This is a genomic window from Sphaerisporangium sp. NPDC004334, assembly GCF_053602655.1.
On the sequence record NZ_JBSGDZ010000008.1, the window covers coordinates 267,598 to 291,915 of the forward strand.

Sequence of the window (24,318 nt, forward strand, 5' to 3'; positions counted from 1 at the left end):
ATACCGGGCCTCGGATATTCGAGCGCGGCACATTCGACGCCACTTCCAGGGCGACGCCACTTCCAGGGCGGCGCCGCGCCTGCTCCCGCTCCACAGATCTCTCACCCCGCCCACCGGCGCACCGCACGCGCACGGCCTCTACGGCGCCGGGTGTGCGCCCTGTTCGCCCTCCGGGACATCTCGCCGTACGCGCGGGCGGAAGCCGTCGAACATGACCGCAAGGGCCCGGGGGGCCACGTGGGCCTGCCACTGGCCGCGTTCCACGGCCGTGCACGCGGCGGCCAGGAGGGCGAGGAGCTCGGGCATGCGCAGGTCGTCGCGGACGGCACCCTCCCGCTGGGCGCGGGTCAGCATGGTCACGATGAGGGCGCGCATGTCGCGGGCGATGTCGGACGTGCCGTCCTTGACGTCGACGCCCGCGCCGGTGAGCGCGTCCGACAGCGTCCGCTTCTCCGCCGACACCTCGACGATGCGGGTCAGGAAACCGAAGAAGGCCCGCTCGATGTCGCCGGTGGCCAGCAGGGTCTCCCCTTCGGTGACGAGCTTGCGCAGCCGGTCGGCGATGATCGCCTGGTAGAGGGCTTCCTGGGTCGGGAAGTGCCGGTAGATGGTGCCGAGCCCCACTCCGGCCTCCTCGGCGACGGCTCGCATGGAGGCGGTCAGTCCGTCGCGGGCCAGCACCGTCTCGGCGGCCTCCAGCACGCGCGCGCGGTTGCGCCGCGCGTCCGCGCGCAGGGGCCTGCCGGCCGCGTCCTCGGTCATCTCCGCTACACCGTCATCTCGTTGACATCCGGAACAGGCGTTCCGTATGGTGGCCGACCATAAGCGGAACAACTGTTCCGATCCTAGCCTCGCGGGGAAGCCGGAGAGCACGGATGACGACGTACACGACGATGGGCCGTTCGGGCCTGAAGGTCTCCCGGGCCTGCCTGGGGACCATGAACTTCGGCGACACAGGGGTGGCGAGCTGCGACGAGAGGGAGGCGGCCCGCATCGTCGACGCCTTCGTGGACGCCGGCGGCACCTTCATCGACACGGCAGGCAACTACTCGGGCGGACGGTCCGAGGAGATCGTCGGCCGGGCCGTCAAAGGCAGGCGCGACTCGGTCGTCATCGCCACCAAGGCGTTCTTCCCGCAGGGACCCGGCCCCAACGACCGGGGGCTGTCACGCGTCCACCTCACCAGGGCGCTGGAGGCCAGCCTGCGCCGGCTCGGCACCGACTACGTCGACCTCTACCAGTGCCACGCCTGGGACGCCGACACGCCGATCGAGGAGACCATGGCGACGCTGGACGGCTTCGTCCGCTCGGGCAAGGTCAGGTACATCGGGTGCTCCAACTTCACGGCCGGCCAGATCGTGGAGGCGCAGTGGGCGGCCCAGCGGGTCGGGGGAACGCCGCTGGTCAGTCTCCAGCCCCAGTACTCGCTGATCAGGCGGGTCATCGAGGCCGAGATCCTGCCCGCCTGCGAGCGGCACGGACTGGGCGCCTTGGTGTGGTCGCCGCTCGGCGGCGGCGTCCTGGCCGGCCGGTACGCCGGCGGGACCGCGCCCGACCGCGACAGCCGGATCGGCCGGTTGCTGGCCTTCCCCGGCGCCGCGGGGCGTGCCTGGGCCGACGACCTGCTGAACCCGCGGACGCTCGCCGTCGCCGCCGAGGTGGGGAAGGTGGGGGACGAACTCGGCGCCACGTCGGCCGCCGTCGCGCTCGCCTGGGTGCGGGCGCGCGCCGGGGTGACATCGGTGATCATCGGTCCGCGTACCGTCGCCCACCTGGAGGGCAACATGGCCGGGTTCGCCCTCGACCTGCCGGAGGAGGCGGTGGCCCGGCTGGACGAGGTCTCGTGGACCGGCGACCTCACCCCCGTCACCGGCATGCTCGCCGCCGGGTGATCCCGGGCAGGTCATCCGCCCGCGGCGTCCTCGGCCTCCCAGCGCAGCAGGTCGCCCGGCTGGCACTCGAGCACCTCACAGAGGGCGGCGAGCGTGGTGAAGCGCACCGCCTTGGCGCGGCCGTTCTTCAGTACCGCCAGGTTGGCGGGGGTGATCCCTACGCGGTCGGCGAGCTCGCCCACCGACATCTTCCGCTTGGCCAGCATCACGTCGATGTCGACGGCGATCGGCATCAGATCACCTCGTCCAGCTCGGCCTGCATCCGCGCCGCTTCGACGTCGCGCGCGACGGCCTGGGCGAGCAGCATCCGCAGCACGAGCACGATGAGCGCGACACCCAGGATCGCCAGGCCGACCCCGCCCATGATGACGGTGACGCCCGGGTCGTCCCGCTGGCCCGGCGCGTTGAGGGCCGTGACCGCGAACCACAGGAGGGCGGCCGCCACGATCGCGCCGATCACGGCGTCCACGTACCGGAAGGCGGCGTGGGAGAACACGGTTCCGCGTCGCACCATCGCCAGCAGCCGCCATACGCAGACCAGGGCGACCTGGACCGACACCATGCCCAGGATCGCGATCACGCGCAGCGGGGTCAGCGGGAGCGACCCCTCCTCCGGGTCGGTGGCCAAGGCCCACACCATCCCTGCCTGTACCAGCACGGTGCCTGCGAGCAGCACCGCGAGCACGGCGCGAAGCGCGCGCACCGCCAGCTTTCCCATGACCTGTCCTCCCATCGAGTTACGATGGGAATCTATCGAATGTCGATAGATGAGGCAAGGGTGGGTCTGGAGGGCCGGCGGCGGCTTCCGCGTCGTGGCAGGACACCGCCGCCCCCAAGCCCTACGCCGCCCTGCGGGGTGGCAGGAAGTGGTCAACGCGGTGCAGTTTGCTGCCGCTGAATCGTCTGTTCCGGGGGCTCGCGATGCCGGAGAGTTGTTCGTACAAGGACGAACACGAAAGCCCTCCGGAAAAGAGAATCGAAATGACCGCCACCGCCTTCTCCGCCGCCACCGCCGCCCGTTCCGCCGGCACCACCCGGGACTCGTACTCGCGCACCGCGGGCACCACCTGGGACGGTTACTCCCGCGCCGCCGGAACCACCTGGGACTGAGAAACCGCCCGAACCGCAGATGACCTAGAGCGACTTCTCGATAGAAACAAGAATAGATTCACCGCGGCGATGGCCGACCGCGACCCGAACCTCTTTCATCAAGCCTCCGCCGAACCAGCGCATCGCGCGATTCCCGGGACATCTGACATCCGGACGAAGTTTCCGGCTCCCGGACGACGGCGACGGCAGGCGTCGAAGCCACGAATGACGAGAACGCCGAATTCCATGACGGCGAGAATCGTGGCCGCCACCTTTTGTCCCGCCCCTCGCTTCCCTTCGGCCGCCCACCGGCCGAACCCCCCAGGCCCTCGAGGCCGTCCGGCCACCGTCGCGTCGAGCCGGCGAGGTGCGATGAGGGGCAGGCGGCGGTGGCGTTCAGTTGAGCTCGGCGCGGATCTCCTGGCGCAGGGCGGTGAAGTCGATGCCGGCGTCGGCTATGACGCGGGCGGCCAGGCCGTCGCCCTCGCGGAGCAGGCCGAGGAGGATGTGGCCATCGCCGATGTAGTTGTGACCCAGGTTAATGGCCTCGCGCAGCGACAGTTCGAGCACCTTCTTGGCCCGTGGGCTGAAGGGGATGTGCCCGCCCAGGCGCCGTGTGGGGCGCTTCCGGTCGCGGTCCAGGGCTCCGGGGCCGAAGGCGGCCTCGACCTTCTGGCGTATCGCGTCGAGGTCGATGCCGATCGACTCCAGCGCGTCGGCGTCGATGTCCTCCCTGCCGTCGCCGGTGTGCGACCCCAGGACGCGGGCCACCGCGTCACCAGCCGTGTCGTGGTCGAGGCCGTGGCGGGCCAGTACCCGAGCGGTGACCGAGCCGGTCTGGGCGAGCAGCCCGAGCAGGACGTGCTCGGTTCTGATCTTGTCGTGGTGGAGGACGGTGGCCTCGTGCTGGGCGCGGACCACGGCCTGCCGGGCGTCGGCATGGAACCGTTCGAACATCTCATTTCTCCCGTCTTAGCAGTCCGCGGCCGCCCGCGTACTTCTTGTGGACCGCCTGCCTGGTGACGCCGAGCAGGACCGCGATCTCCTGCCAGGTCCAGCCCTGTTCGCGGGCGTTGTCGACCTGGAGTGCCTCGAGCCGCTCGACCAGAATCCGCAGCGCCCGCACGGCCCGCAGGCCGACGGACGGATCGCGGCTGCCGGCATCGGAGGCCAGCTGTGCCGTATCGCTCATAGCCGTCAATATAGGTTGACACGGCAGGGCGTGTCAACAGTGGTTGACGACCTGCCGAAAAGTGGAAGATCTATTGCGCACATCGGGGACGGTGCGGGGTTTTGGCTGGTGGCCCCGCAAGACGGCCGGAAAATCGATTGCCGAGCGGGGTCCCCGGCTGGAAGCCTGGAAAGGCCATGCGCTCCCTTCCCATCGCCGATCCCGGCGTTCCCGATGCCCGCAGTCCGATCCGGTACCTGTGGTGGGTGGCGCGTGGGCAGGCGGGCCCCGTGTGCGTCGGCGTGGGCTACGCGATCCTGTGGTGGCTCAGCCAGGCCCTGGTCCCGCTGACGCTGGGCAAGGCCATCGACAGCCTCACCGCCGACGACACCGGCGGCCTGGTCCGCTGGTCGGCCATACTGCTCGGCCTCGGCGTCCTCACCGCCTTCGGCGGAGTGATGCGCCACCGCATGGCCGTCTACAACTGGCTGGCCGCCGCCTACCGCACGGTGCAGGTCACCGTCCGCCAGGCCACCCGGCTCGGCCCCACCCTGCCGAAGCTGCTGTCCACCGGCGAGGTGATCAGCGTCGGCAACTCCGACATCGCCCACATCGGCAACACCGTGGACATCCTGCTGCGCGGCGTCGGCGCCGTCGTCGCGATCGGCGCGGTGACGATCATCCTCCTGGTCACCTCCCCGCAGCTCGGCCTCATCGTCCTGGTCGGCGTGCCGTTGATGGCCGTGGCGCTCGCCCCACTGCTCCGGCCGCTGCACCGCAGGCAGCACCGCCAGCGCGACCTGCAGGGCGACCTGGCGACCCGGGCCTCCGACATCGTCGCCGGCCTGCGGGTGCTGCGCGGCATCGGCGGCGAGGCCGTGTTCGCCGGCCGCTACCGCGAGGAGTCCCAGGGGGTGCGCGAGGCCGGGGTGCGCGTGGCCTCGGTCGACTCCGCCATGGACGGCGCCCAGGTTCTGCTGCCCGGCATGCTCATCGCCTTCGTCACCTGGCGCGGCGCCCACTACGCCCTCGACGGCACGATCACGGTGGGCCAGCTCGTCGCCTTCTACGGCTACGCGCTGTTCCTGGTGGGCCCGCTGCGCACGCTCACCGAGGCCGCCGACAAGATGACCAAGGGGCACGTCGCCGCCCGCAGGGTCGTCCGCATCCTGTCACTGGAGCCCGAGGTCGCGGGCGCCGGCACGGCCACCGCCGAGGGGGGCGACCTGGTGGACGCCGCCTCGGGCGTGGTGCTGCGCGCCGGCCGGTTCACCGCCCTGGCCGGCGCGGTCCCCGAGGAGGTCATCGCCGTGGCGGAGCGGCTCGGCCACTACGTCGCGGCCGACGTCACCTTCGGCGGCGTGCCTCTGGGCGACCTGGCCACCGAGGAGGTCCGCCGCCGCATCCTGGTGGCCGACAACGCGGCGCGGCTGTTCAGCGGGCGCCTGCGCGACCAGCTCGACGTCGCCGGCCGCGGCTCGCAGGACGAGATGCGCGCGGCCCTGCACGTCGCCTGCGCCGAGGACATCGTCGACGCCTTGCCCGACGGTCTGGACTCGCACGTCGCCGAGGCCGGGCGCGAGTTCTCCGGCGGCCAGCAGCAGCGGCTGCGCCTGGCCCGCGCCCTGCTCGCCGACCCCGAGGTGCTCATCCTGGTCGACCCGACCAGCGCCGTGGACGCCCACACCGAGGCCCGCGTCGCCGAGCGTCTCGGCACGGCCCGCCTGGGCCGGACGACGCTGGTCTGCACCACCAGCCCGCTCGTGCTCGACCGGGCGGACACCGTGATCTTCCTGGAGGACGGCCGCGTGCGCGCCGAGGGTTCCCACCGCTTCCTGCTGACCGCAGATCCCGAGTACGCCGCGACCGTGACCCGCGGGGAGAGCTGACGTGAGCGCCCAGAGACAGATTTTGCCCGTCGCCGACCAGGCCCAGGTGCGGGCCTACGCGCGGCGGCTGACGCTGAAGTATCCCGGCCGGCTGGCGCTGGCCCTGGGCCTGCACGGCCTGGCCGCCGTCGCGGGGCTCGCCGGGCCGCGGTTCCTCGGCGAGCTGGTCGAGGACGTGCGCGCCGGCACGGGCGCCGACATCGACGCGATCGCGCTGGCCATCGCCGGATTCATCGTCCTGCAGGCCGTGCTCATCCGCTACGCCGTCTACGCCTCGGCCAAGCTGGGCGAGAAGGTCCTGGCCGAGCTGCGCGAGGAGTTCGTCGACCGCGTCCTGGCCCTGCCGCTGTCCACGGTGGAGCGCGCCGGTTCCGGCGACCTGATCACCCGGACGTCGCGCGACGTCGACGCGCTGTCGCGCACCGTGCGCCACGCCGTCCCCGAGACGCTGATCGCCGTGGTCGCCGGGGCGTTCGTGATCGGCGCCCTCGCGCTGGTCGGGCCGCTGCTGGTGCTGCCGTCGCTGGTCGCCGTCCCCCTGCTGTGGTACTCCACCCGGTGGTACCTCAAGCGGGCCAGGGACGGCTACCTGCGCGAGAACGCCGCGTACGCCGAGATCACCGAGGGCCTGAGCGAGACCGTGGAGGGCGCGCGGACGGTCGAGGCGTTCGGTCTGCAGGGCCGCCGCCACGAGCGCACCGACCGCGACATCGCGCGGTCGTGGGCCGCCGAACGGTACACACTGGGCCTGCGCACGGTGTGGTTCCCCACCGTCGAGTTCGGCTACGTGCTGCCCATCGTGGCCACGCTGCTGGCAGGCGGCCTGTTCTACCTTCGCGGGTGGGTCGACCTGGCCCAGGTGACCGCGGCCACCCTGTACGTCCAGCAGCTCATCGACCCGCTCGACCGGCTGCTGTCCTGGGTGGACGAGCTCCAGGTCGGCGGGGCGTCCATGGCTCGGCTGCTCGGCGTGGCGAACGTCCCCGACGACCGCAGCGCCGGCGCCGCGCGTCCCGAGGGCGAACGGCTGGCCGCCCAGGACGTCCGGTACGCCTACCGTGAGGGCCACGACGTGCTGCACGGCGTCTCTCTGCAGGTGGCCCCCGGGGAGCGGCTGGCCATGGTGGGCCCGTCCGGCGCGGGCAAGTCCACGCTGGGCCGCCTGCTGGCCGGCATCCACGGCCCGCGCACCGGTTCGGTGCGGGTCGGGGGCGTTCCGCTGGTCGAGCTTCCGCTGGACGAGCTGCGCGGGCACGTCGCCCTGGTCACTCAGGAGCACCACGTGTTCCGCGGCACGCTGCGCGACAACGTGCTCATCGGGCGGCCGGACGCCGGCGACGAGGCGGTCGAGGAGGCGCTCTCGGCGGTGGACGCCCTCGAATGGGTGCGGGCGCTGCCGGACGGCCTGGACACCGCCGTGGGCTCCGGCGGGGTCACGGTGTCGCCCGCGCAGGCCCAGCAGGTCGCGCTCGCCCGGCTGGTGCTCGCCGACCCGCACACGCTGGTGCTGGACGAGGCCACCTCGCTGATCGACCCGCGCGCCGCCCGCCACCTGGAACGGTCGCTCGCCGCCGTCCTCGCGGGCCGCACCGTGATCGCCATCGCCCACCGGCTGTACACGGCGCACGACGCCGACCGCGTCGCCGTCGTCGAGGACGGCCGCGTCAGCGAGCTGGGCTCCCACGATGAGCTCGTCGCCGCGCAGGGCGCCTACGCCGCCCTCTGGGAGAGCTGGCACGGCGCCTCCCGCCAGCCCGCCGAGCCGGGCGGGACCCGGTGACCGGGGGCGGTCCGGTCACCGGGTGATCTCCTGCCCGGCGCGGCGGTGCCCCCGCCCCGCCGGCGGCCGTCCGCCGGTTCTCCGGTCAGCCGATGGGGTTCCAGCCGTCGGATCCGGCGAGATACCGCTGCGGGGTGTAGTTGGCCGCCTGGGAGTCGGCGAGCTGGGGACGGTTGGAGTTCGTCCCGGCCCCCGCGCCGGTGTTCCGGTATTCGAGGAACCGCGCGTTCTTCCATGAGTTGCCGGACATGTCGGTCCAGGGCTGCGAGGTCTTGATGGTCGCGCTGAGCGAGGACTCCCGGTAGAGCACCTGGGCGTCGGGCCCCCACGGCCGTCCCAGGTTGGTGGTGTTGCCGGTGGCGCCGGTGATCCGGGACTTGTAGATCAGCAGGCCGTAGGTCTTGGAGGCCGCGGTGCGGGCCGCGGTGAGCGGACCGCCGGTGCTGCGCTTCTCGTAGATGTCGCAGTTGTCGAACACGGCGGTGCCGCCGCCGAAGATGAAGTCGACCGTGCCCTCGACGTAGGAGCCTCTGACGTACGCGCGGGCGGAGTCGTTGACCAGCAGGGTGTCCTGGTCGCCGAGCAGCCGGACGTTCGTCAGGGTCGTGCGGTCGGAGTCCAGGCGCAACGCGACGGCCTGCTGGTCGACCGTGCTGCCGTTCTCGGTGTAGTCGTTGGAGACGGTCAGGTTGGTCGCGGTGAAGTCGCGGGCGGACACGATGGCGGTGTAGCTGCTGAACGTGCCGCCGCTACTCGCCGCCGACCGGTTGTTCACGATCACGGTGTTCGCGGGCGAGGAGCCCAGGCCCTGCAGGGTGACGTACGGCTTGTTCACCGTGACGATCTCACGGTAGGTGCCGGGCTTGATGGTGATGGTGACCCTGCCGGTGTTGTTCGACGGGACGGCGTTGATGGCCGCCTGCACGGTCCGGTATTTCCCGGTGCCGTCCGACGCCACGGTCGGCTGACCGCCCGGCGAGGGCGTGGGCGTGGGCGTCGGGGTGGGCGTCGGTGTGGGGCTGGGCGTGGGTGTCGGCGTGGGGGTGGGGGTGGGGGTGGGCGTCGGGGTCGGGGTCGGGGTGGGGGTCGGGGTGGTGGGCGAGCCGGTGCAGGCGGTGCCGTTGAGGGTGAAGGCCGCGGGGACGGGGTTGGAACCGGTCGAGGTTCCGTTGAAGCCGAAGGCGGTGGAGGCCCCGGTGGCCAGTGACCCGTTGTAGGAGACGTTGGAGGCGGTCACGTCGCCGCCGCTCTGGGTGATGGAGGCGTTCCATCCCTGGGTGACGGTCTGGCCGGCGTCGAAGGACCACTTCAGCTGCCAGCCGGAGATGGGATCGCCCAGGTTGGTGATCGTGACGTCCGCGCTGAACCCGTAGCCCCACTGCGCGGTGATGGCGTAGGACACCCGGCATCCCGCCGCGGCCGACGCGTGCGGCGGCAGCAGGACCGAGGCCGAACATACGGCGGCCAGCGCTCCGCCGGCCGACAGCAACCGCTTCAGCATCATGTGGCCTGTACCCCTTTCCCTGCGAAGTCGGAGGCGCGGGGGGAGCTAAGCCGATTAAATTGGGTTAGTCAACAAAGTAACGGCACGTCACTTCGCGAGAGGGATCCCTCTCCCGGCGTGCTAGCTGCGGTTTCGAGTACGGACGCGCGCCCGGTCACCGTCCACGGAGGGCGAAACGTTCATCGCCGGAGTCGTCGTGACGCCGGTGCGTCACTCCCTCCGGAGACCGGAGGGTTTCCGCCGGGCAGGCCCCCTTTCCGGAGGAGGGTCTGCCCGGCGGCCACGGGGTCAGGCGCCCAGGGACTTCTTGAGGAAGTCGACCTGGAGGTGCAGGAGGTTCTCCGCGACGACCTCCTGCGGGGTCATGTGCGTGACGCCCGACAGCGGCAGCACGATGTGCGGACGCCCCGCGGCCAGCAGCGCCGACGACAGGCGCAGCGTGTGGGCCGCCACCACGTTGTCGTCGGCCAGGCCGTGGATGAGCAGCAGCGGCCGGGACAGCTTCTCGGCGTCGGGCATCAGCGAGGTCTGCTCGTACACCTCCGGCCGCTCGGCGGGGTGGCCGAGGTACCGCTCGGTGTAGGCGGTGTCGTACAGGCTCCAGTCGGTGACCGGGGCGCCGGCGATGGCCGCGTGGAACACATCAGGGCGGCGCAGCACGGCCAGCGCCGCCAGGTAGCCGCCGAACGACCAGCCCTTGATGGCGACCCGGTTCAGGTCCAGGTCGTCGGGGTAGAGCCGGGCGGCGCCGTGCAGCGCGTCCACCTGGTCTTCGAGCACCGGGCCCGGCACGTTGTGCAGCACCTCGCGCTCGAACGCCGGCCCGCGGCCCGGCGTGCCGCGGCCGTCGGCCACGATCACCGCGAAGCCCTGGTCGGCGAACCACTGCGGCTCCAGGAAGATGCGGCCGTTGGCCATGACGCGCTGCGCGTGCGGCCCGCCGTAGGGATCCATGAGGACGGGCAGCCGCCGCGAGCCGGGCACGTGCCCGCTGGGCAGCAGGACGGCGGTGGCCAGGTCGCGCTCACCCGTGCGCACCAGCGAGACGCGCGGCTCCAGCCGGGGACGCTCGGCCAGCGAGGCGATGTGCAGGCGCTGCTCGCCGCGCCGCACCTGGACGGTGGTGCCCGGACCGTCCAGGGTCTGGGAGGCGATGAGCAGGGTGCCCGCGGTGAGCCGGCCGGTGTGCACGCCGGGCTCGGTGGTGAGCGGGGTGATCGCGCCGGCCGACCACGTCCACAGGTGGATCTCGGTCGGGTCGCCGCTCGCCCGGAACAGCACGGTGTCGCCGTCGACGCCGAGCACGTCCCGCACCTGCAGGGTCGGCGGGGTCACCGGGGCGTCGCCGATGATCAGGCGCCGTCCGCCGTCGGCGTCGGCCACCCACACCAGCGTGCCGTCCCCCAGCCGCGCGGGGACCCCGCCGACGACGTCCACCCACGCCTCGTCGGTGTCCTCGCGCACGAGCGTGGCCGCTCCCGTGGCCGGGTCGACGGACCAGAGCCTGATCGCCTTCTGGTCGCGGGGCATGGTGACGATCGACGGCCCGTAGCGGTCCCAGGAGGCGTTCACCAGGTACTCGTCCTCGAACGGGACGGGCACGCGCGAGCCGTCCAGCCCGAGGATCACCAGCTCCACCGTCGCGTTGGCCGTGCCGGCGGCGGGGTAGGCGACGGCGGTGGGAGTTCGGCCGGGGTTGGCCGGATCGGCGATGTGCCACACCTGGACGGGCGACTCGTCGGCGCGTTCGGCCAGTAGCGCCGTGCCGTCCGGCGACCACCAGTGGCCGCGCATGCGGTCGAGCTCCTCGGCGGCGATGAACTCGGCCAGGCCGTAGGTGACGTTCTCGGCCTCGGGCGCGGCCAGCGCGCGGTCGGCGCCGGTGGCGACCTCCTGCACGTGCAGCGCGCCGCCGGTCACGTACGCGACCGTGGAGCCGTCGGGGGACAGGCGCGGGTCGATCACCGGCCCGGGCGTTTCGAGCCGGCGCACAGTGCCCGACGGCAGGTCGGCGAGGTAGAGCCCGCCGGACAGCGCGAACGCCGCCGAGGTCACGGCGGCGTCGGTGGCGTAGGCGACGACGCCGCCCGCCTGCTCTCTGGCCCGCTCGCGGCGGGCCCGCTCCTCGGCCGGCAGGTCCTCGTCGGCGGCGCCGAGGTCGGCGGGGTCCACCACCAGGCGCTCGGCGCGGGAGGTGAGGTCGAGCTCCCACAGGCACGTCACGGGGTCGGTGCCCGACCGGCTGCGCAGGAAGGCGACACGGCCGCCGTCAGGGGAGATCGTGAACCCGCGGGGGGCTCCCAGCGTGAAACGGCGGGTCCGTGCGTAAAGACGGGGAAAGCTCTCACTCATGCCCTCATCCTGCCAGGTGGGCTCAGGGCATCGCCGTTCTGTCGGTCGGGTTGGCTAGCCTTCTGGCATGACAGATCGTCGATTGCTGCTCGTGCACGCCCACCCCGACGACGAGACCAGCGGCACGGGCGCCACGATGGCGAAGTACGCCGCCGAGGGCGCCCATGTCACCTTGGTCACCTGCACCCTCGGCGAAGAAGGCGAGATCGTCGTGCCCGATCTGGCCCATCTCGCCGCCGGCAAGGAAGACCGGCTCGGCGAGCACCGCATCGGCGAGCTCGAGGCCGCCTGCAAGGCGCTGGGCGTCGAAGACCACCGTTTCCTCGGCGGCGCCGGCCGCTGGCGCGACTCCGGCATGATGGGCGAGCCCACCAACGACAACCCCTCCTGTTTCTGGCGTGCCGATCTCGACGAGGCGGCCGGCGAGCTGGTGAAGACCATCCGCGAGGTCCGGCCGCAGGTGCTGGTGACCTACGACGAGAACGGCTTCTACGGCCATCCTGACCACATCCAGGCTCACCGCGTCGCCTGGCGGGCCTTCGAGCTGGCCGCCGACGCCTCCTTCGGCGAGGGCGAGCCCTGGCAGGTCGCGAAGTTCTACATCACGGCCATGTCCAAGTCGTCCCTGCGCAAGGTCGGCGAGGCGATGCGCGAGGCCGGCGTCGAGTTCTTCGCCGACGATGTGGAGGACATCCCCTTCGGGTCCCCGGACTCCGAGATCACCACGGTGATCGACGCCCGCGCGTACGGTTCGGCCAAGCTGGAGGCCATGCGGGCCCACCGCTCCCAGATCGACCTCACCGCGCCGTGGTTCGTGGTGTCCCAGAAGGCCGGTGAGGGAGCGCTCGGCGTCGAGCACTACATCCTCAAGGCCGGCGTCCGTGGCCCGGCGGGGCGGGCGCTGCCGGAGGAGGAGGGCGGGCTCGGCGAGCCGGGCGACCGCGAAGACGATCTCTTCGCGGGCATCGGCTAGCCTTCGGAACATGGACGAAGAGCAGGACAAGGCCGACCCATCGCGCCAGGCCAGGGCCGATGCCCGCCGCCCCGGCGACCGGGCCGAGGCCGACGTCCTGCGCTCCGGCGACCGGGCCGAGCCCGACGTGCCGGGCCTCGGTGATGGGGCTGAGGCCCACGTGCCGCGTGCGGGCGACCACTCAGGGGCCGGGGCTGACGTGCCGCGTGCGGGCGACCACTCAGGGGCCGGGGCTGACGTGCCGCGTGCGGGCGACCACTCAGGGGCCGACACTCCCCACCTCGTCCCCGAGAGCCCCAGCACCCCCGGCGTTCCGGGCGGCGGTCCGGGAGGTGCCCAGGTCCCCGCTGGTGGGCCCGGGGGAGCGTGGGTTCCCCCTGGTGGGCAAGGGCCCGTCGGTGGGGTCGCGGCGCAGGGGGAGTGGCCGCAGGGGGCTGAGTCCTGGGCCGAGAGGTGGCGGGAGGAGTACCCGCCGGAGGCCGAGCCCAGTGCCGTGGTCACCGGCGCCGCCTACGGCATGCTGTTCGTGCTCGGTGCCGTCTATGGCGTGGTGTCCGGCCTGCAGCACTCGTGGGGCATCGGCGATCTCGTGCCGCCTGTCCCGATCGTCCTGTCGCTGATCCTGTTCGGTCTGCTGTACGGGGCGGGGCGGCTGATGGGCACCAAGCTGAGCGCCTTCGTCATCGGCATGGGGTGGATGCTCATCGCGCTGGTCTTCGCGATCAAGCAGCCCGAGGGCGATCTCATCGTGGCGGCCACGCCGGCCGGCTACTGGTATCTCGGCGGCGGGGCCATCGCCCTGGTGGTCGCCGTCCTGATGATCCCCTCGCCGGGCTCCTGGCTGCTGCGCCCGGGGCCGTTCGGCGGTGGCAACGCGCGCCCCATGAACATCTCGGATGGTATGTCCGCATAAGCTGGCCAGCGTGCAACAGGGACCCGCGGAGAACCGTCTCGATCAAGAGGTCTTCCGCAAGGTCACCGGCCGCTTCGCCACCGGCGTCGCCATCGCCACTACGCTGTCCGGCGGCGTCGACCACGCCATGACGGTCAACTCCTTCTCTTCGGTCTCCCTGGAACCCCTGCTGGTGCTGATCTGCGTCGAGAAGATCGCCAGATTCCACGCCGCCGTGCTGGACGCGGGGGTTTTCGGCATCTCGATTCTCGGCCACGACGGCGAGGACACCTCGCGGGCCTTCGCCACCCGCGGCCTCACGCTCGAACGGCAGCTCCACCGCTGGTCTCACCGGCGCGGCTCGCTCGGACTGGCCCTGTTCGACAGCGCCATCGCGACGCTGGAGTGCCGGACGACGGCCGTGCACGAGGCGGGCGACCATTCCATCGTGGTCGGCGGCGTCGTCTCGGCGGACCTGCCCCGGGACGTCGCGCCGCTGCTGTTCCACGAGGGCCGCTACCACCGTCCGGGCGGCTGAGCGACAATCGAGGCATGCGCGGTCGGCACCGGGCAAGGCAGGTCGTGAACTACGTCAACCTGTCGACGCCGCTCGGGTTGCTCATCGCCGTGGCCGGGCGGGCCCGGGTGCGGCGTGGCGAGCACGGCCTGTTGTACGCGCACGGGTACCGCATCCGCTTCCCGGTCGCGGGGGCCTTCACCGTGGGCAACGTCGTGGTGACGGCCCAGGAGGAGGGCTATCTGACCGGCGCCCTGCTCCGGCACGAGGCGCGGCACGCCACCCAGTACGCCTTCTGCGTCGGCCTGCCCATGCTGCTGCTGTACGTGCTGGCGGCCGGGTTCTCCCTGGTCATCTGCGGCCACTACGCCTCGTGGAACCCGTTCGAGCGGCTCGCCGATCTGGACGAGGGCGGATACCCGAGGCACCCGGCCCGATGGCGAAGGCGCACCCTGGAGTGAGAGGAATCCCGCTTCGGCGGGAATGTCAGTAGATGACATATCGGGGAGGAAGCCCGCGCAGGCGGGAACGTTACTGGACGACACACCTGCGGTGAGCAGCAGATTTTCGACCACCATGTCGGCATCAGGGAGGACATGACGGATACCTCCGTCGGCTGAGGCATGTTTTCCGCCCACGGGGGATCATGACAGCAGAGTGGTGATCCCCAACTGGAAACAACCCGCCTCCACTCGGTGACGAACAGGAGGGTCGAATGTCGCAAACCGTCAGTCCTGAGGTCTCCCCGGTCGTTCAGCCGAGTGAGCCCGGCATGCCGCTCCCGCTCGCCACGCCGTCGCCCGGACGTGCCCCTTCGTCCCCGGAGCCGGCCGCCTCCGCGACGCCCTCCGGGCGCGCGCCCTCGTCCCCGGGCCCGGGGACGCGCCCGCCCGTCACCCCGTCCTACGAGCCCGCGACGCGCCCGGGCCCGACCCCGTCCCACGAGCCCGCGACGCCGCCCGGCGGGCCGGCCGCGCCGCGCCGGTTCCCGGCCGACTTCAAGGACCGGCTGACCTGCCCGCTGCCCGACTTCCGGGAGATCGTCAGCGTCACCTGGCACGGCGGGCTGCGGCCGGACATCGGCGACGTCGACCAGATCCCGGTCCTGCGGGCCGGCCTGCCGCCTGTCGCCGCGCAGGACGCGGCCGTCACCTGGGTCGGCCATGCGACCTACGTGCTGCGCATCGGCGGGCTGACCGTGCTGACCGACCCCGTGTGGTCGCGCAAGATCCCCGGCGTGCGCCAGCGGCTCACCCCGCCCGGGCTCGCCTGGAGCGATCTGCCGCCGGTGGACGCCGTCGTGATCAGCCACAACCACTACGACCACCTCGACGCCCCGACGATGCGCCGCCTGCCCCGCCACACGCCGGTGTTCGTCCCCGCCAACCTCGCGAGCTGGTTCACCAAGAGGGGGTTCACCAACGTCACCGAGCTGGACTGGTGGGAGAGCGCCCAGATCGGCGAGGTGAGCTTCGACTTCGTGCCGGCGCACCACTGGAGCCGCAGGACGCTGTTCGACACCTGCAAGTCGCTGTGGGGCGGCTGGGTGCTGACCTCGCCGCGGCAGCGGATCTACTTCGCCGGCGACACCGCCTACGGGGACCGCTTCAAGCAGATCGGCGAGCGCTACCCCGGCATCGACCTGGCCCTCATGCCGGTCGGCGCGTACGAGCCGCGCTGGTTCATGCACGTCACCCACGTCGACCCGGCCGAGGCCGTCCAGGCGTGCCAGGACGTCGGCGCGCGGCGGATGGCGACCATGCACTGGGGGACGTTCGTCCTGTCCGGCGAGCCGCTGATGGCCCCGGTCCAGGAGACCCGCGCCGCGTGGATCGCCGCCGGACGCGACCGCACCGACCTGTGGGACCTGGCCGTCGGCGAGACCCGGACCCTGACCGCCGGCTGACGCGGCTCGGGACGGGTGCGGGCGGGGGTGACGAAGGCGAGTCAGAGGACCGTCTCGCGGCGGCGCTCGCCCTCCACCGGCGGCATCTCGGCGAGCGTGAGCAGTGGGCGTCAGCGTGGGCGTCAGCGCGGGCGTCGGAGCGCCGGCGAGGCCCCGGCGGGCGAGGCCCCGGCGGGCCGTCGCCGATAAGGCGTCCCTGGCCGGTGATCAACGTCTTTTCGTCCTGTCCAGAAGCGGACAGCGAATGGTATGCGCCTTTTGCTGGAATTGCGGAAGCGTGTAGGCGTATGTCCGCAGGTGAGGCTTCGCTGCTCCGCTATCGCCTCCAATAAGTGCGAAGCCGGAATACCGGCATGCGGCTGTCCGACGCGCCGCTTTTACCAGCCCTGGAAACCCGGGTCAAGGCATTGATTAGCCCCTTAATGCATGGAATACCGGATGCATCCGCGCAAGCAAGCCACGGAGGAGCATTCAGGTGGAAAACCCCCCGAGCACCACAAGAACCCCACGATCCCCCCGTCGTCTGGCAGTGGCGCTTGGCACCGCCCTTCTTCTTGTCGGGATGGCGGCAGGGCAGGCCGCCGCGGCCCCCGCCCCCGCTCCCGTCAAGGACACCACCGCCCGCCCGATCGAGCCGGCCGGCGCGGTCCCGGGCGGTTTCGCCTCCTGGAAGGACCTGCTGGCCACCCAGGAGAAGCTCGTCAAGGCCGCCGACCGCATCACCGCCGCGGTCAAGGCGCAGGGCGGCGCCGGGTTCGCCGGCATCGTGGCCGCGCCGGAGAACCACGAACTGCGGGTCTACTGGAAGGGCAACGCGCCCAGGCACATCGGAAACCTGGTCGGCCAGGTGCGCCGGGAGGTGCCCGTCAGCGTCCTGCCCGCGGCCTACTCGGCCCGCGAGCTGGAGCGGGAGATGAACCGCCTGGTCCGCAGGTCTCCCGACGCGATCACCGCGATCGCGCCGAACGTCGACGGCTCCGGCCTCACCGTCTCGGGCGTCGACTCCGGCCTGACCCGCTCGAAGGTCGCCGACTCGGCCGTGCCGGTCACCGTGGAGGCGGGCGTCAAGCCGACGCTGGCCACCCGCTGGGACGACTCCCCGCCGTGGTGGGGCGGCGGCGCCTGGCGCAACGCCAACACCGGTGGCGGCTGCTCGACGGGCTTCGCGGTCACCTACGGCGGCACGAGCAGGATGCTGTCGGCGGGCCACTGCGGCGACGCCGGTCAGACGGCCACCGACCCGACCGGTCAGGTGATCGGCTCGATCTCGCCCGACAACAACGGCCTGGACGTGCTGCTGATCAACGGCACCTCCGCGGGCCGGGTGTTCAACAACAACGTCGGCTCCACCTCGCCGGAGTTCAGCAACCCGGTCATCGGCACCACCAGCTCCTACGTCGGGCTGTGGGTCTGCACCTCCGGCGCGTACTCGGGCACCAACTGCAGCATCCAGGTGCAGCAGGTCGGCGTCACGATCAACGTGGGCTACCTGATCACCGGTACGGTGCGGGCCGAGCAGTCGGCGCACACCAACGCGGTCGGCCAGGGCGACAGCGGCGGCTCGGTGGAGGTCGTCAACCCGTCCAACACCCTCCAGGTGTACGCGGCGGGCGTCAACACCGCGATCGACGGCAGCACCGCCGTGGCCTGCACCGGCTACGTCACCAGCGGCCGCACCTGCGCCTGGCGGATGTACTACTCCCCGTGGAGCAACGCGACCGCCGCCTTCCCCGGCATCGCCATCGTCCTCGGATGATCCACAAGATCTGACCCGGGCGATCGGGGGCCGGCGCACACCCGCCGGCCCCTTCTCGCCGCCCGCACGCGGCCGGGCAGGCCCCCCGCCGACGTGGATGAAACCCACACCGTCGGCCGTCGCTCGCGCAAGACGCCGAGGTCGGCGCCCAGGAGGATCGCACAGGTGAACATCCGCCCGAGTTCCCGCAGGTCACCCCGATTACGCCGCCTCGCCCTGGTAATCGGACTCATGCTCGCCGCCGCAGGGATGGGCACCGCCCAGGCCGCGAGCGCCCCCGATCCCGTCAAGCCCCGGACCACCGGATCCGTCGAGCACACCGGACCGGTGCCGGGCGGCTACGCCTCGTGGAAGGACCTGCTGCTCGACCAGCAGAAGATGGTCAGGGCCGCCGACCGGATCACCGCCGCGCTGCCCGGCGACGGCGGCGGCTACGCCGGCCTCGTCGCGGCGCCGGAGAGCCGCGAGCTGCGCGTGTACTGGAAGGGCAGGCCGCCCAAGGCGATCGACGACCTCGTGGGCCGGCTGCGGCGCGAGGTGGCGATCAGCGTTCTGCCCGCGCGGTACTCGGCGCGTGAGCTGGAGGGGGAGGCGAACCGCCTCATCCGGGCGAACCGCGATCTGATCACCTCCATCGAGCCTCTTCAGGACGGCTCCGGCCTGAACGCCACCACGGCCTCGGCCGGCGCGACCCGCACGGCGATCAACGGCGCGGCAGTGCCGGTCAGCGTGGAACCCGGCGTGCGGCCCAAGGTGGCCAGCCGCTGGGACGACAGCCCGCCGTGGTGGGGCGGTTCGGTGTGGGGCACGCCCTCACCCGCCTGCACGACCGGTTTCGCGGTGACCTACCAGGGCGTGAGCAAGATGCTGAGCTCGGCGCACTGCGCGTCGGTCGGCCAGACCGCCGCCGACCCCACCGGCCAGGTCATCGGCACCGTCACGCACAGCAACGCCTCCCGTGACGTGCTGCTCATCGGCACCAGCGCCGGGAGCCAGGTCTTCAACAACCCCGTCAACAGCGTCGCCACGGAGTTCAACAACGCCGTGATCGGCACCACGAGTTCGATCGTCGGCCAGTACGTCTGCACCTCCGGCGGCTTCTCAGGCACCAACTGCACCATCAGGATCACCGCGGTCAACGTCACGATCAACGTGGGCTGGCTGATCCAGGGCACCGTCCGCGCCGAGCAGCAGTCGTTCACCAACGCGGCCGGCGGCGGGGACAGCGGCGGCCCGGTCGAGGTCACCAACCCGAGCAACACCAACCAGGTCTACGCGGCGGGCATCATCACCGCCACCGACTACGGCACCCAGGTCCCCTGCACCGGTTATCGGCCCACGGGCCGCGTCTGCACCTGGCGCATCTTCTACTCCCCATGGAGCAACGCGACCACGGCGTTCCCGGGAATCACGCTTCCCTGACCAGGCGATCGACGGAAAGGGGCCGGCGCTCGATCGCCGGCCCCTTTCCTTGGCATTCACGCGATTCACCGGTGATCGTGGTGAACAATCGATTGAACCGCACGCGCCGAATAAAAAAACCATCGGAAACGGGCGGATGGCCGCGATGGCCGGCGCGCCGGGAAATACGGTGAACCGCCACGCGGTGGAATTTCGTCTTATGTTCGTCAGGTGCGTGACAACCGGGTAGGCCAGGAGGCGTCACCATGAACCAGACCCGTCGCATGGGCACGGCCATCGTGCTCCTCGGCTGCACCGCCACCGCCGTCCTCGCCTGCACCGCCCCCACCCCCTCCGACGGAGACACCCCGCCCCCCTCCACGTCCCCGCCCACCCCAGGGCAGGGCGCCTCACCGTCGACGAACGACCCGCCCTCGGGTCAGGACACCACGGACCGGGCGAACGGTCCCGTCCTGAACCAGGGCACCTCACGCCCCCCGGGCGGTCCGACGCCGGGGCCGGGTGGTCAGGAGCGCCTGGCCGCCCTCGCCGCCCAGGTCGAGGACTTCCTGCGGCGCCGCTTTCCGGGCGAGTTCGCGGGCGTGGTCCTCGACGTGCCCGGTCACGCGGTCATCGTGTACCGGCGGCCGTCCGCGAAGCTGGACGCGGCCCTGCGCGACCGCTTCCCCGGGCAGCCGATCAGGCCGCGCGACGCGGCCCATTCGGCCCACGAGCTCGACGCGGTCGCCCGGCGCGTCACGCAGGACGTCCACTACTGGAAGGCGCGCGGCGTCACCATCACCACGATCGCCGTCACCCCGGACGGCTCGGCCGTGGAGATCGGCACGAGCGACGTCGCCAGAGCCGCCCGCGAACTGCCGAAACGCTACGGCGATGCTCCTCTGAGGTTCATCACGTCCACCCCGACGCTGATCACGCCTCCCACCGCGCCGGGATGACCCGGCCCCGGACCGCCACCGCGGCGAGTCCCTCTCACGCCCGTCGAGCCCGACCGAGCCCGGATCCGGCCGGGCCAGGTCCTCTCACGCCCGCCGAGCCGGACCGGGCCCGGCGGTTCGGCCGGGGCCATGCCCGTCAGGCCGGGCCCGGCTCCTTGCGGGCCAGCAGGAACCCCTGTGGATTGGTCTCGGAGTCGCGGGGCTCGCGCACCAGGCGGGCCGTCATCTCGAACCCCGCCTTGCGCAGCAGGTCCGCGGTACCGTCCACGGGCAGCCGGTGGAACACCAGCGAGACCGGGTGGCCGAACGCCTCGGTGTAGACGCGCGGCTCGTCGCCGACCTGGAAGGCGAGCAGCAGGTGCCCGCCCGGCGCCAGCACCCGATGGAACTCGGCCAGCACGTCCTGCCGGTGCTCCGGTGGGATGTGGATGAGCGAGTACCACGAGACGAGCCCGGCGAGGCCGCCGTCCGGCAGGTCGAGCGCCGTCATCGAGCCTTCCTCGAACCGCAGGCCGGGGTACGCCTCGCGGGCCAGCGCGAGCATCTCGGGCGACAGGTCGATGCCGAAGATGTCCACCCCCAGTTCGCGCAGGTGAGCGGTGATGCGCCCCGTTCCACACCCCACCTCGGCGACCGGCCCGCCACCCCCGGCGACCTCGGCGAACGCGCCGAGCATCCCCCGCTCGAGCGGGCTGCGAGCCAAATCTCCCCGCACCAGCTCGACATAGTCGGCCGCGATGGCGTCATACCCGGCCCGCGTGTCATCCAGAAAAGACATGTCCGTCATGCCGGAGCACTGTAGCCGCACCGGCGGCAAGTCGTCGGTCGTCCCTGAGGCCGGCGAGGTCAGGACCAGGTCTGGCCTTCGGGGGTGTCGGTTACTTTGACGCCGAGGCCGGCGAGTTCGTCGCGGAGGCGGTCGGAGGTGGACCAGTCTCTGGCCTCGCGGGCCTTGGCGCGGGCGTCGAGGAGCTCGGCGGCGCCCGGAGGCAGGACCGGGACGGCGGGAGGCTTGCCGATGTCCGCCGGCAGGTCCAGGCCGAGGACGTGGTCCAGGTGCAGGAACGTCTCGAACTTCGACCCGGGGTCCACCGACTCGTCCCGTTCGAGCTCGCGGAGGGCGCGCAGCGCGGTGGAGGTGTCCAGGTCGTCGTCGAAGGCGTCCTGGGCGCGGCGGGCGTACGCGGCGGCGATCGGGCGGCTCGGGGACTCGGCCCATTCGGCGACGCGCTGGCGCCAGCGGCGGAGCGTGCGGTCGGCGGCGTGCAGCGTGTCCCAGGTGAGGTTCATCTGCTGGCGGTAACGGTGCTCGAGGAAGGCCAGCCGCACCGCGAGGGGATCCAGACCGGCGTTCTCGACGTCCGCGAGCAGGACGACGTTGCCGGTGGACTTGGCCATCTTGCGGCCGTCGAACAGCAGGTGCTCGCCGTGCACCCAGTGTTTGACGACGTCGTGCCCCACGGAGGCGTTGGACTGGGCGCGCTCGTCCTCGTGGTGGGGGAAGCGCAGGTCTTTTCCACCGGTGTGGATGTCGATGTGCTCGCCGAGGAAGCGCAAGGACATGGCCGAGCACTCGATGTGCCAGCCGGGAAAGCCGGTGCCCCACGGGGTCTGCCAGGTCATCTCGCGGTCGGCGCCCTTCCACAGCGCCCAGTCGGCGTGGAAGCGCTTGCGCGGGTCGATCCCCTCGACCCGGTGGCCGGGCTTGAGCGCGTCCAGCCGGTTGCCCGATATCTCGCCGTAGGAGGGGAAGCTCTTGGCGTCGAAGAACACCGAGCCGTCGTCCACGGCGTACGCGTGGCCCATGTCGATGAGCTTGGCGATGAGCTCGATCATCAGGTCGATGCTCTCGGAGGCGCGCGGGGTGTGCTCGGGGGCGCGCATGTTGAGCGCGGCGGTGTCGCGGCGGAAGGCGTCCTCGTAGAAGCGGGCGATCTCCAGCGCCGAACGGCCCTCGCGGCGGGCCTGGGCGAGGACCTTGTCCTCGCCGGTGGGGTCGATCGCGTCGTCGTCGACGAGGTGGCCGACGTCGGTGATGTTCTGGCACACCACCGACCGGACGTGGTGCCGTTCGAGCACCCGGCGGATCAGGTCGGGCAGCAGGTACGACCGGAGGTTGCCCACGTGGGCGAACCGGTAGACGGTCGGCCCGCAGGTGTAGACCCGCACGACCCGCCCGTTCTCGGGGACGATCGGCTCAAGCCGCCTGGACCGGGTGTCATACAGCCGCAACATGCCTCGAGCTTAGGCGATGGATCACCCTGTGTCCGGGGACCGACCACTCCCGGCCACCCACGCCGCCTGCGTCGTCACGGCGCCTCGGGGTCGAGGAAGGCGAGGATGTCGCGGTCGCCGCGCTCGCGGAGCCGGGTGAGGACCTCCTCGCGGGAGGCGCCCTCGGGCAGGCCGATGCGGGCTCCGATGAGGCGCAGCGCCTCGGCCTCGGAGGCGACCGGCGCGGTGTACCCGATGAGGTGCAGCGCCATGTTGATCGGCGGCAGCCCCTGGGCGGCCTGCGGCAGGTAGCGGGTGAGCAGCTCGCCGCCGTCGGACACGGTCAGGAAGATCGAGTCGCCTTCGCCGGCGTTGTAGTCGGCCAGCACCGCCCTGATGGACCCCATCGTCGGCTGGTTGTGCCAGCTGATGACGACGTCGCCCGACGGGGTCGAGGTGGTGAGCTGCCCGCCGGGGGCCATGCCGAGGTGGGCGGCGAAACCGGTGGGCAGCGGCGATCCGGAGCCGCGCAGGTGCTCGGCGTTGACGTCGACGCGGTGCCACCACCGCCCGTCGCGGCTGCGGAAGGAGCGGCGGGTCATCGACACGTCGCGGCGCGGCTGGTACGGCTCGGCCTGCTCGGGCGCGGCGACGCGGATCCAGCCGCGCTGGGTGCGCTCGAAGCCCGGTCCGCCCGCGTACGCGCGCACCGAGCTCTCGCTGACCTCGTAGCGGGTGGTCAGGTTGGCGACGATGCTGTTCACCGACGCCTCGCCGCCGGCCCGCTCGATCTCCCGGACGATCATCTCCCGGATGCCGATGTACTCCTCGCCGCCCCAGCGGGTCAGCCCGTACCTGTTGCGGTCGACGCGCAGGAACCGGTCGTCGGCCGTGAGCTGGTTGCGGATGCCGACCAGGCTGTAGTCCTCGCCGATGCGGCTCTGGATCTCCTCGGGGCTGAGCGGGCTCTCGGCGACGGCCAGCACGGCCTCGGCCTTCTCGTTGACGCTGCGCGGCCAGGGGACGACGTGGCCCTCCAGGATGCGCAGGTGCGGCACCGAGGACAGCCAGCGCTCGGCGACGTCCTCGCGGATGCCGAGCTGGGCGACCATCGTGACGGCCTCCGGCAACTTCACCGGGCCGTCGGTGAAGAGCTGACGCGTCTTCTCCTTCAGCTCGTCGGCGCCGCCGGCGACCAGCCAGCCCTCGACCTGGTCGTACCCGGTCAGCAGGGTGCGGATGAACCGCCAGGCGGGCACGCCCAGCGTGGCCAGCTCGGTGCGGTGCCAGGGCACCGCCGCCGCCAGGTCCTCGGCGGGCACCGCGGAGCCCAGGCGTCCCCGCAGCCAGGCCAGGTGGGCGGCGAGCGGGGTGGCCTCGGGGGTGGCGAGCCGGTTCTGCACGTGGTCGCGCAGGTCGCGCTCGATCTGCCGGATGCGCTCGCGGGTGACCGAGAACCGCTGCGCCAGCTCGTCCAGCGTCACCCGCCGCTCGGCGTAGACGCGGTCGGCGGCGATGGCCCGCTGGCGGTCGTCCAGCTCGGCGAAGATCTCGTCGATCAGCTGAGGGATCGGCCGCTCGGGCCTGGCGGGCGGGGCCGGCGAGACGGCGGCGTCCCGCCCGCCGGCGAGCGGAGCCGCGCCCTCCGGCACGGCCCCGGTGTCGGAGGCCAGCAGCCGCGACAGCACGCCGCCGAACAGGGCGAGCACCTCGTCCCTGGACTGCGGGGTGCGCAGGCACTTGTCCGGGTCGGTCATGCGGAGCAGGGGGAGGATGTCGCCGAGCGGCAGGTGTCCCCAGCAGGTCATGGCGAGATCGGTCAGCCGTCCCGCCACCTGTGCGGTTCCGGCGATCAGGCAGGCCCGGTCCAAGGGGAGCGCCTGCCACCACGCGTCCGGGAGACGGGTGTCGCTCGCGATCGGCTCGACCTGGCTGGGCGATGTCCAACGCAGGGGAGGCACGATGTCGCTAAGGCTCAGATTCATGGGGGTCCAACCGGCATGGGGCTTGAGTCGGGATGAGA

Annotated in this window: 22 protein-coding genes and 1 pseudogene; 12 read left to right on the forward strand and 11 right to left on the reverse strand. The window is 72.0% G+C overall.

From position 1 onward, the window contains the following. Positions 1-138: 138 nt before the first annotated feature. Positions 139-762: a TetR/AcrR family transcriptional regulator gene (locus tag ACWEN6_RS12570; RefSeq protein WP_452570291.1), complete on the reverse strand. Its 624-nt coding sequence runs from the start codon at positions 760-762 to the stop codon at positions 139-141. Positions 763-875: 113 nt separating this feature from the next. Here ACWEN6_RS12570 and ACWEN6_RS12575 point away from each other — a divergent pair, with 113 nt between their 5' ends. After that, positions 876-1,892 (forward strand): aldo/keto reductase, encoded by a 1,017-nt coding sequence (locus tag ACWEN6_RS12575; protein ID WP_452570292.1) that lies wholly within the window; start codon positions 876-878, stop codon positions 1,890-1,892. 11 nt (positions 1,893-1,903) lie between these two features. Here ACWEN6_RS12575 and ACWEN6_RS12580 read toward each other — a convergent pair whose 3' ends face one another. Both ACWEN6_RS12580 and ACWEN6_RS12585 read right to left on the reverse strand, forming a co-directional pair. Then, entirely contained in the window at positions 1,904-2,125 is a 222-nt protein-coding gene (locus ACWEN6_RS12580; RefSeq protein ID WP_354840300.1) for a helix-turn-helix domain-containing protein, read from the reverse strand. Beyond that, a complete protein-coding gene (locus tag ACWEN6_RS12585; protein WP_452570293.1) occupies positions 2,125-2,610 on the reverse strand; it encodes a DUF2975 domain-containing protein in 486 nt (161 codons plus the stop codon). Before ACWEN6_RS12585 ends, ACWEN6_RS12580 begins: the two co-directional genes overlap by 1 nt. Before the next feature lie 263 nt (positions 2,611-2,873). On the opposite strand from ACWEN6_RS12585, the gene ACWEN6_RS12590 reads away from it, so the two are divergent. After that, positions 2,874-3,002, forward strand: a complete 129-nt coding sequence (locus ACWEN6_RS12590; protein ID WP_452570294.1) for a hypothetical protein — start codon at positions 2,874-2,876, stop codon at positions 3,000-3,002. Between the two features lie 393 nt (positions 3,003-3,395). On the opposite strand, the pseudogene ACWEN6_RS12595 reads toward ACWEN6_RS12590, so the two are convergent. Both ACWEN6_RS12595 and ACWEN6_RS12600 read right to left on the reverse strand, forming a co-directional pair. After that, positions 3,396-3,938: pseudogene (locus ACWEN6_RS12595) on the reverse strand (Clp protease N-terminal domain-containing protein); the annotation flags it as partial. A gap of 1 nt (position 3,939) precedes the next feature. After that, the gene (locus ACWEN6_RS12600) at positions 3,940-4,173 is read right to left on the reverse strand and encodes an RNA polymerase subunit sigma-70 (RefSeq protein ID WP_354840311.1); all 234 of its coding nucleotides are present in this window, start codon (positions 4,171-4,173) and stop codon (positions 3,940-3,942) included. 176 nt (positions 4,174-4,349) lie between these two features. Here ACWEN6_RS12600 and ACWEN6_RS12605 point away from each other — a divergent pair, with 176 nt between their 5' ends. Both ACWEN6_RS12605 and ACWEN6_RS12610 read left to right on the forward strand, forming a co-directional pair. Beyond that, complete coding sequence (locus ACWEN6_RS12605; RefSeq protein ID WP_452570295.1) at positions 4,350-6,041, forward strand: ABC transporter transmembrane domain-containing protein; 1,692 nt, start codon at positions 4,350-4,352, stop codon at positions 6,039-6,041. 1 nt (position 6,042) lies between these two features. Next, positions 6,043-7,821, forward strand: a complete 1,779-nt coding sequence (locus ACWEN6_RS12610) for an ABC transporter ATP-binding protein (protein WP_452570296.1) — start codon at positions 6,043-6,045, stop codon at positions 7,819-7,821. Positions 7,822-7,906: 85 nt separating this feature from the next. Here the strand turns inward: ACWEN6_RS12610 and ACWEN6_RS12615 are convergent, their stop codons facing one another. Beyond that, positions 7,907-9,325, reverse strand: coding sequence for a pectinesterase family protein (locus ACWEN6_RS12615; RefSeq protein WP_452570297.1), 1,419 nt, complete (start codon positions 9,323-9,325; stop codon positions 7,907-7,909). Positions 9,326-9,613: 288 nt separating this feature from the next. Next, positions 9,614-11,677, reverse strand: coding sequence for a prolyl oligopeptidase family serine peptidase (locus ACWEN6_RS12620; protein ID WP_452570298.1), 2,064 nt, complete (start codon positions 11,675-11,677; stop codon positions 9,614-9,616). A gap of 67 nt (positions 11,678-11,744) precedes the next feature. On the opposite strand from ACWEN6_RS12620, the gene mshB reads away from it, so the two are divergent. The 7 genes from mshB (at position 11,745) to ACWEN6_RS12655 (ending at position 19,143) form a co-directional block, all read left to right on the forward strand. After that, a complete protein-coding gene (gene mshB, locus ACWEN6_RS12625) occupies positions 11,745-12,650 on the forward strand; it encodes an N-acetyl-1-D-myo-inositol-2-amino-2-deoxy-alpha-D-glucopyranoside deacetylase (RefSeq protein WP_452570299.1) in 906 nt (301 codons plus the stop codon). 10 nt (positions 12,651-12,660) lie between these two features. Further along, positions 12,661-13,563 (forward strand): DUF6113 family protein, encoded by a 903-nt coding sequence (locus tag ACWEN6_RS12630; protein ID WP_452570300.1) that lies wholly within the window; start codon positions 12,661-12,663, stop codon positions 13,561-13,563. 10 nt (positions 13,564-13,573) lie between these two features. Beyond that, the gene (locus ACWEN6_RS12635) at positions 13,574-14,080 is read left to right on the forward strand and encodes a flavin reductase family protein (RefSeq protein WP_452570301.1); all 507 of its coding nucleotides are present in this window, start codon (positions 13,574-13,576) and stop codon (positions 14,078-14,080) included. A gap of 14 nt (positions 14,081-14,094) precedes the next feature. Next, entirely contained in the window at positions 14,095-14,520 is a 426-nt protein-coding gene (locus ACWEN6_RS12640; RefSeq protein WP_452570302.1) for a hypothetical protein, read from the forward strand. Between the two features lie 254 nt (positions 14,521-14,774). Further along, a complete protein-coding gene (locus ACWEN6_RS12645; RefSeq protein ID WP_452570303.1) occupies positions 14,775-15,965 on the forward strand; it encodes an MBL fold metallo-hydrolase in 1,191 nt (396 codons plus the stop codon). Between the two features lie 562 nt (positions 15,966-16,527). Beyond that, positions 16,528-17,721: a hypothetical protein gene (locus tag ACWEN6_RS12650; protein WP_452570304.1), complete on the forward strand. Its 1,194-nt coding sequence runs from the start codon at positions 16,528-16,530 to the stop codon at positions 17,719-17,721. Between the two features lie 231 nt (positions 17,722-17,952). Beyond that, positions 17,953-19,143 carry a hypothetical protein gene (locus tag ACWEN6_RS12655; protein WP_452570305.1) on the forward strand — a complete coding sequence of 397 codons (1,191 nt, stop codon included), beginning with the start codon at positions 17,953-17,955 and terminating at the stop codon, positions 19,141-19,143. Here the strand turns inward: ACWEN6_RS12655 and ACWEN6_RS12660 are convergent. Beyond that, positions 19,130-19,324, reverse strand: coding sequence for a hypothetical protein (locus ACWEN6_RS12660; protein WP_354840345.1), 195 nt, complete (start codon positions 19,322-19,324; stop codon positions 19,130-19,132). The genes ACWEN6_RS12655 and ACWEN6_RS12660 overlap by 14 nt on opposite strands. 64 nt (positions 19,325-19,388) lie before the next feature. On the opposite strand from ACWEN6_RS12660, the gene ACWEN6_RS12665 reads away from it, so the two are divergent. Beyond that, the gene (locus ACWEN6_RS12665) at positions 19,389-20,081 is read left to right on the forward strand and encodes a hypothetical protein (protein ID WP_452570306.1); all 693 of its coding nucleotides are present in this window, start codon (positions 19,389-19,391) and stop codon (positions 20,079-20,081) included. Between the two features lie 136 nt (positions 20,082-20,217). Here the strand turns inward: ACWEN6_RS12665 and ACWEN6_RS12670 are convergent, their stop codons facing one another. From ACWEN6_RS12670 to ACWEN6_RS12680, 3 genes are all read right to left on the reverse strand, one after another. Next, positions 20,218-20,868 (reverse strand): class I SAM-dependent methyltransferase, encoded by a 651-nt coding sequence (locus ACWEN6_RS12670; protein ID WP_452570307.1) that lies wholly within the window; start codon positions 20,866-20,868, stop codon positions 20,218-20,220. Between the two features lie 59 nt (positions 20,869-20,927). Then, entirely contained in the window at positions 20,928-22,316 is a 1,389-nt protein-coding gene (gene cysS, locus ACWEN6_RS12675) for a cysteine--tRNA ligase (protein ID WP_452570308.1), read from the reverse strand. Positions 22,317-22,390: 74 nt separating this feature from the next. Continuing rightward, positions 22,391-24,280, reverse strand: a complete 1,890-nt coding sequence (locus ACWEN6_RS12680) for a sigma factor-like helix-turn-helix DNA-binding protein (protein ID WP_452570309.1) — start codon at positions 24,278-24,280, stop codon at positions 22,391-22,393. Positions 24,281-24,318 lie beyond the last annotated feature (38 nt).

What these genes read in the sequence shown, in the direction of transcription:
- ACWEN6_RS12570 (WP_452570291.1), bottom strand. Translation starts at nt 762, where the DNA reads ATGACCGAGGACGCGGCCGGCAGGCCCCTGCGCGCGGACGCGCGGCGC.
- ACWEN6_RS12575 (WP_452570292.1), top strand. Translation starts at nt 876, where the DNA reads ATGACGACGTACACGACGATGGGCCGTTCGGGCCTGAAGGTCTCCCGG.
- ACWEN6_RS12580 (WP_354840300.1), bottom strand. Translation starts at nt 2,125, where the DNA reads ATGCCGATCGCCGTCGACATCGACGTGATGCTGGCCAAGCGGAAGATG.
- ACWEN6_RS12585 (WP_452570293.1), bottom strand. Translation starts at nt 2,610, where the DNA reads ATGGGAAAGCTGGCGGTGCGCGCGCTTCGCGCCGTGCTCGCGGTGCTG.
- ACWEN6_RS12590 (WP_452570294.1), top strand. Translation starts at nt 2,874, where the DNA reads ATGACCGCCACCGCCTTCTCCGCCGCCACCGCCGCCCGTTCCGCCGGC.
- ACWEN6_RS12600 (WP_354840311.1), bottom strand. Translation starts at nt 4,173, where the DNA reads ATGAGCGATACGGCACAGCTGGCCTCCGATGCCGGCAGCCGCGATCCG.
- ACWEN6_RS12605 (WP_452570295.1), top strand. Translation starts at nt 4,350, where the DNA reads ATGCGCTCCCTTCCCATCGCCGATCCCGGCGTTCCCGATGCCCGCAGT.
- ACWEN6_RS12615 (WP_452570297.1), bottom strand. Translation starts at nt 9,325, where the DNA reads ATGATGCTGAAGCGGTTGCTGTCGGCCGGCGGAGCGCTGGCCGCCGTA.
- ACWEN6_RS12620 (WP_452570298.1), bottom strand. Translation starts at nt 11,677, where the DNA reads ATGAGTGAGAGCTTTCCCCGTCTTTACGCACGGACCCGCCGTTTCACG.
- mshB (WP_452570299.1), top strand. Translation starts at nt 11,745, where the DNA reads ATGACAGATCGTCGATTGCTGCTCGTGCACGCCCACCCCGACGACGAG.
- ACWEN6_RS12630 (WP_452570300.1), top strand. Translation starts at nt 12,661, where the DNA reads ATGGACGAAGAGCAGGACAAGGCCGACCCATCGCGCCAGGCCAGGGCC.
- ACWEN6_RS12640 (WP_452570302.1), top strand. Translation starts at nt 14,095, where the DNA reads ATGCGCGGTCGGCACCGGGCAAGGCAGGTCGTGAACTACGTCAACCTG.
- ACWEN6_RS12645 (WP_452570303.1), top strand. Translation starts at nt 14,775, where the DNA reads ATGTCGCAAACCGTCAGTCCTGAGGTCTCCCCGGTCGTTCAGCCGAGT.
- ACWEN6_RS12650 (WP_452570304.1), top strand. Translation starts at nt 16,528, where the DNA reads ATGGCGGCAGGGCAGGCCGCCGCGGCCCCCGCCCCCGCTCCCGTCAAG.
- ACWEN6_RS12655 (WP_452570305.1), top strand. Translation starts at nt 17,953, where the DNA reads ATGCTCGCCGCCGCAGGGATGGGCACCGCCCAGGCCGCGAGCGCCCCC.
- ACWEN6_RS12665 (WP_452570306.1), top strand. Translation starts at nt 19,389, where the DNA reads ATGAACCAGACCCGTCGCATGGGCACGGCCATCGTGCTCCTCGGCTGC.
- ACWEN6_RS12670 (WP_452570307.1), bottom strand. Translation starts at nt 20,868, where the DNA reads ATGACGGACATGTCTTTTCTGGATGACACGCGGGCCGGGTATGACGCC.
- cysS (WP_452570308.1), bottom strand. Translation starts at nt 22,316, where the DNA reads ATGTTGCGGCTGTATGACACCCGGTCCAGGCGGCTTGAGCCGATCGTC.
- ACWEN6_RS12680 (WP_452570309.1), bottom strand. Translation starts at nt 24,280, where the DNA reads ATGAATCTGAGCCTTAGCGACATCGTGCCTCCCCTGCGTTGGACATCG.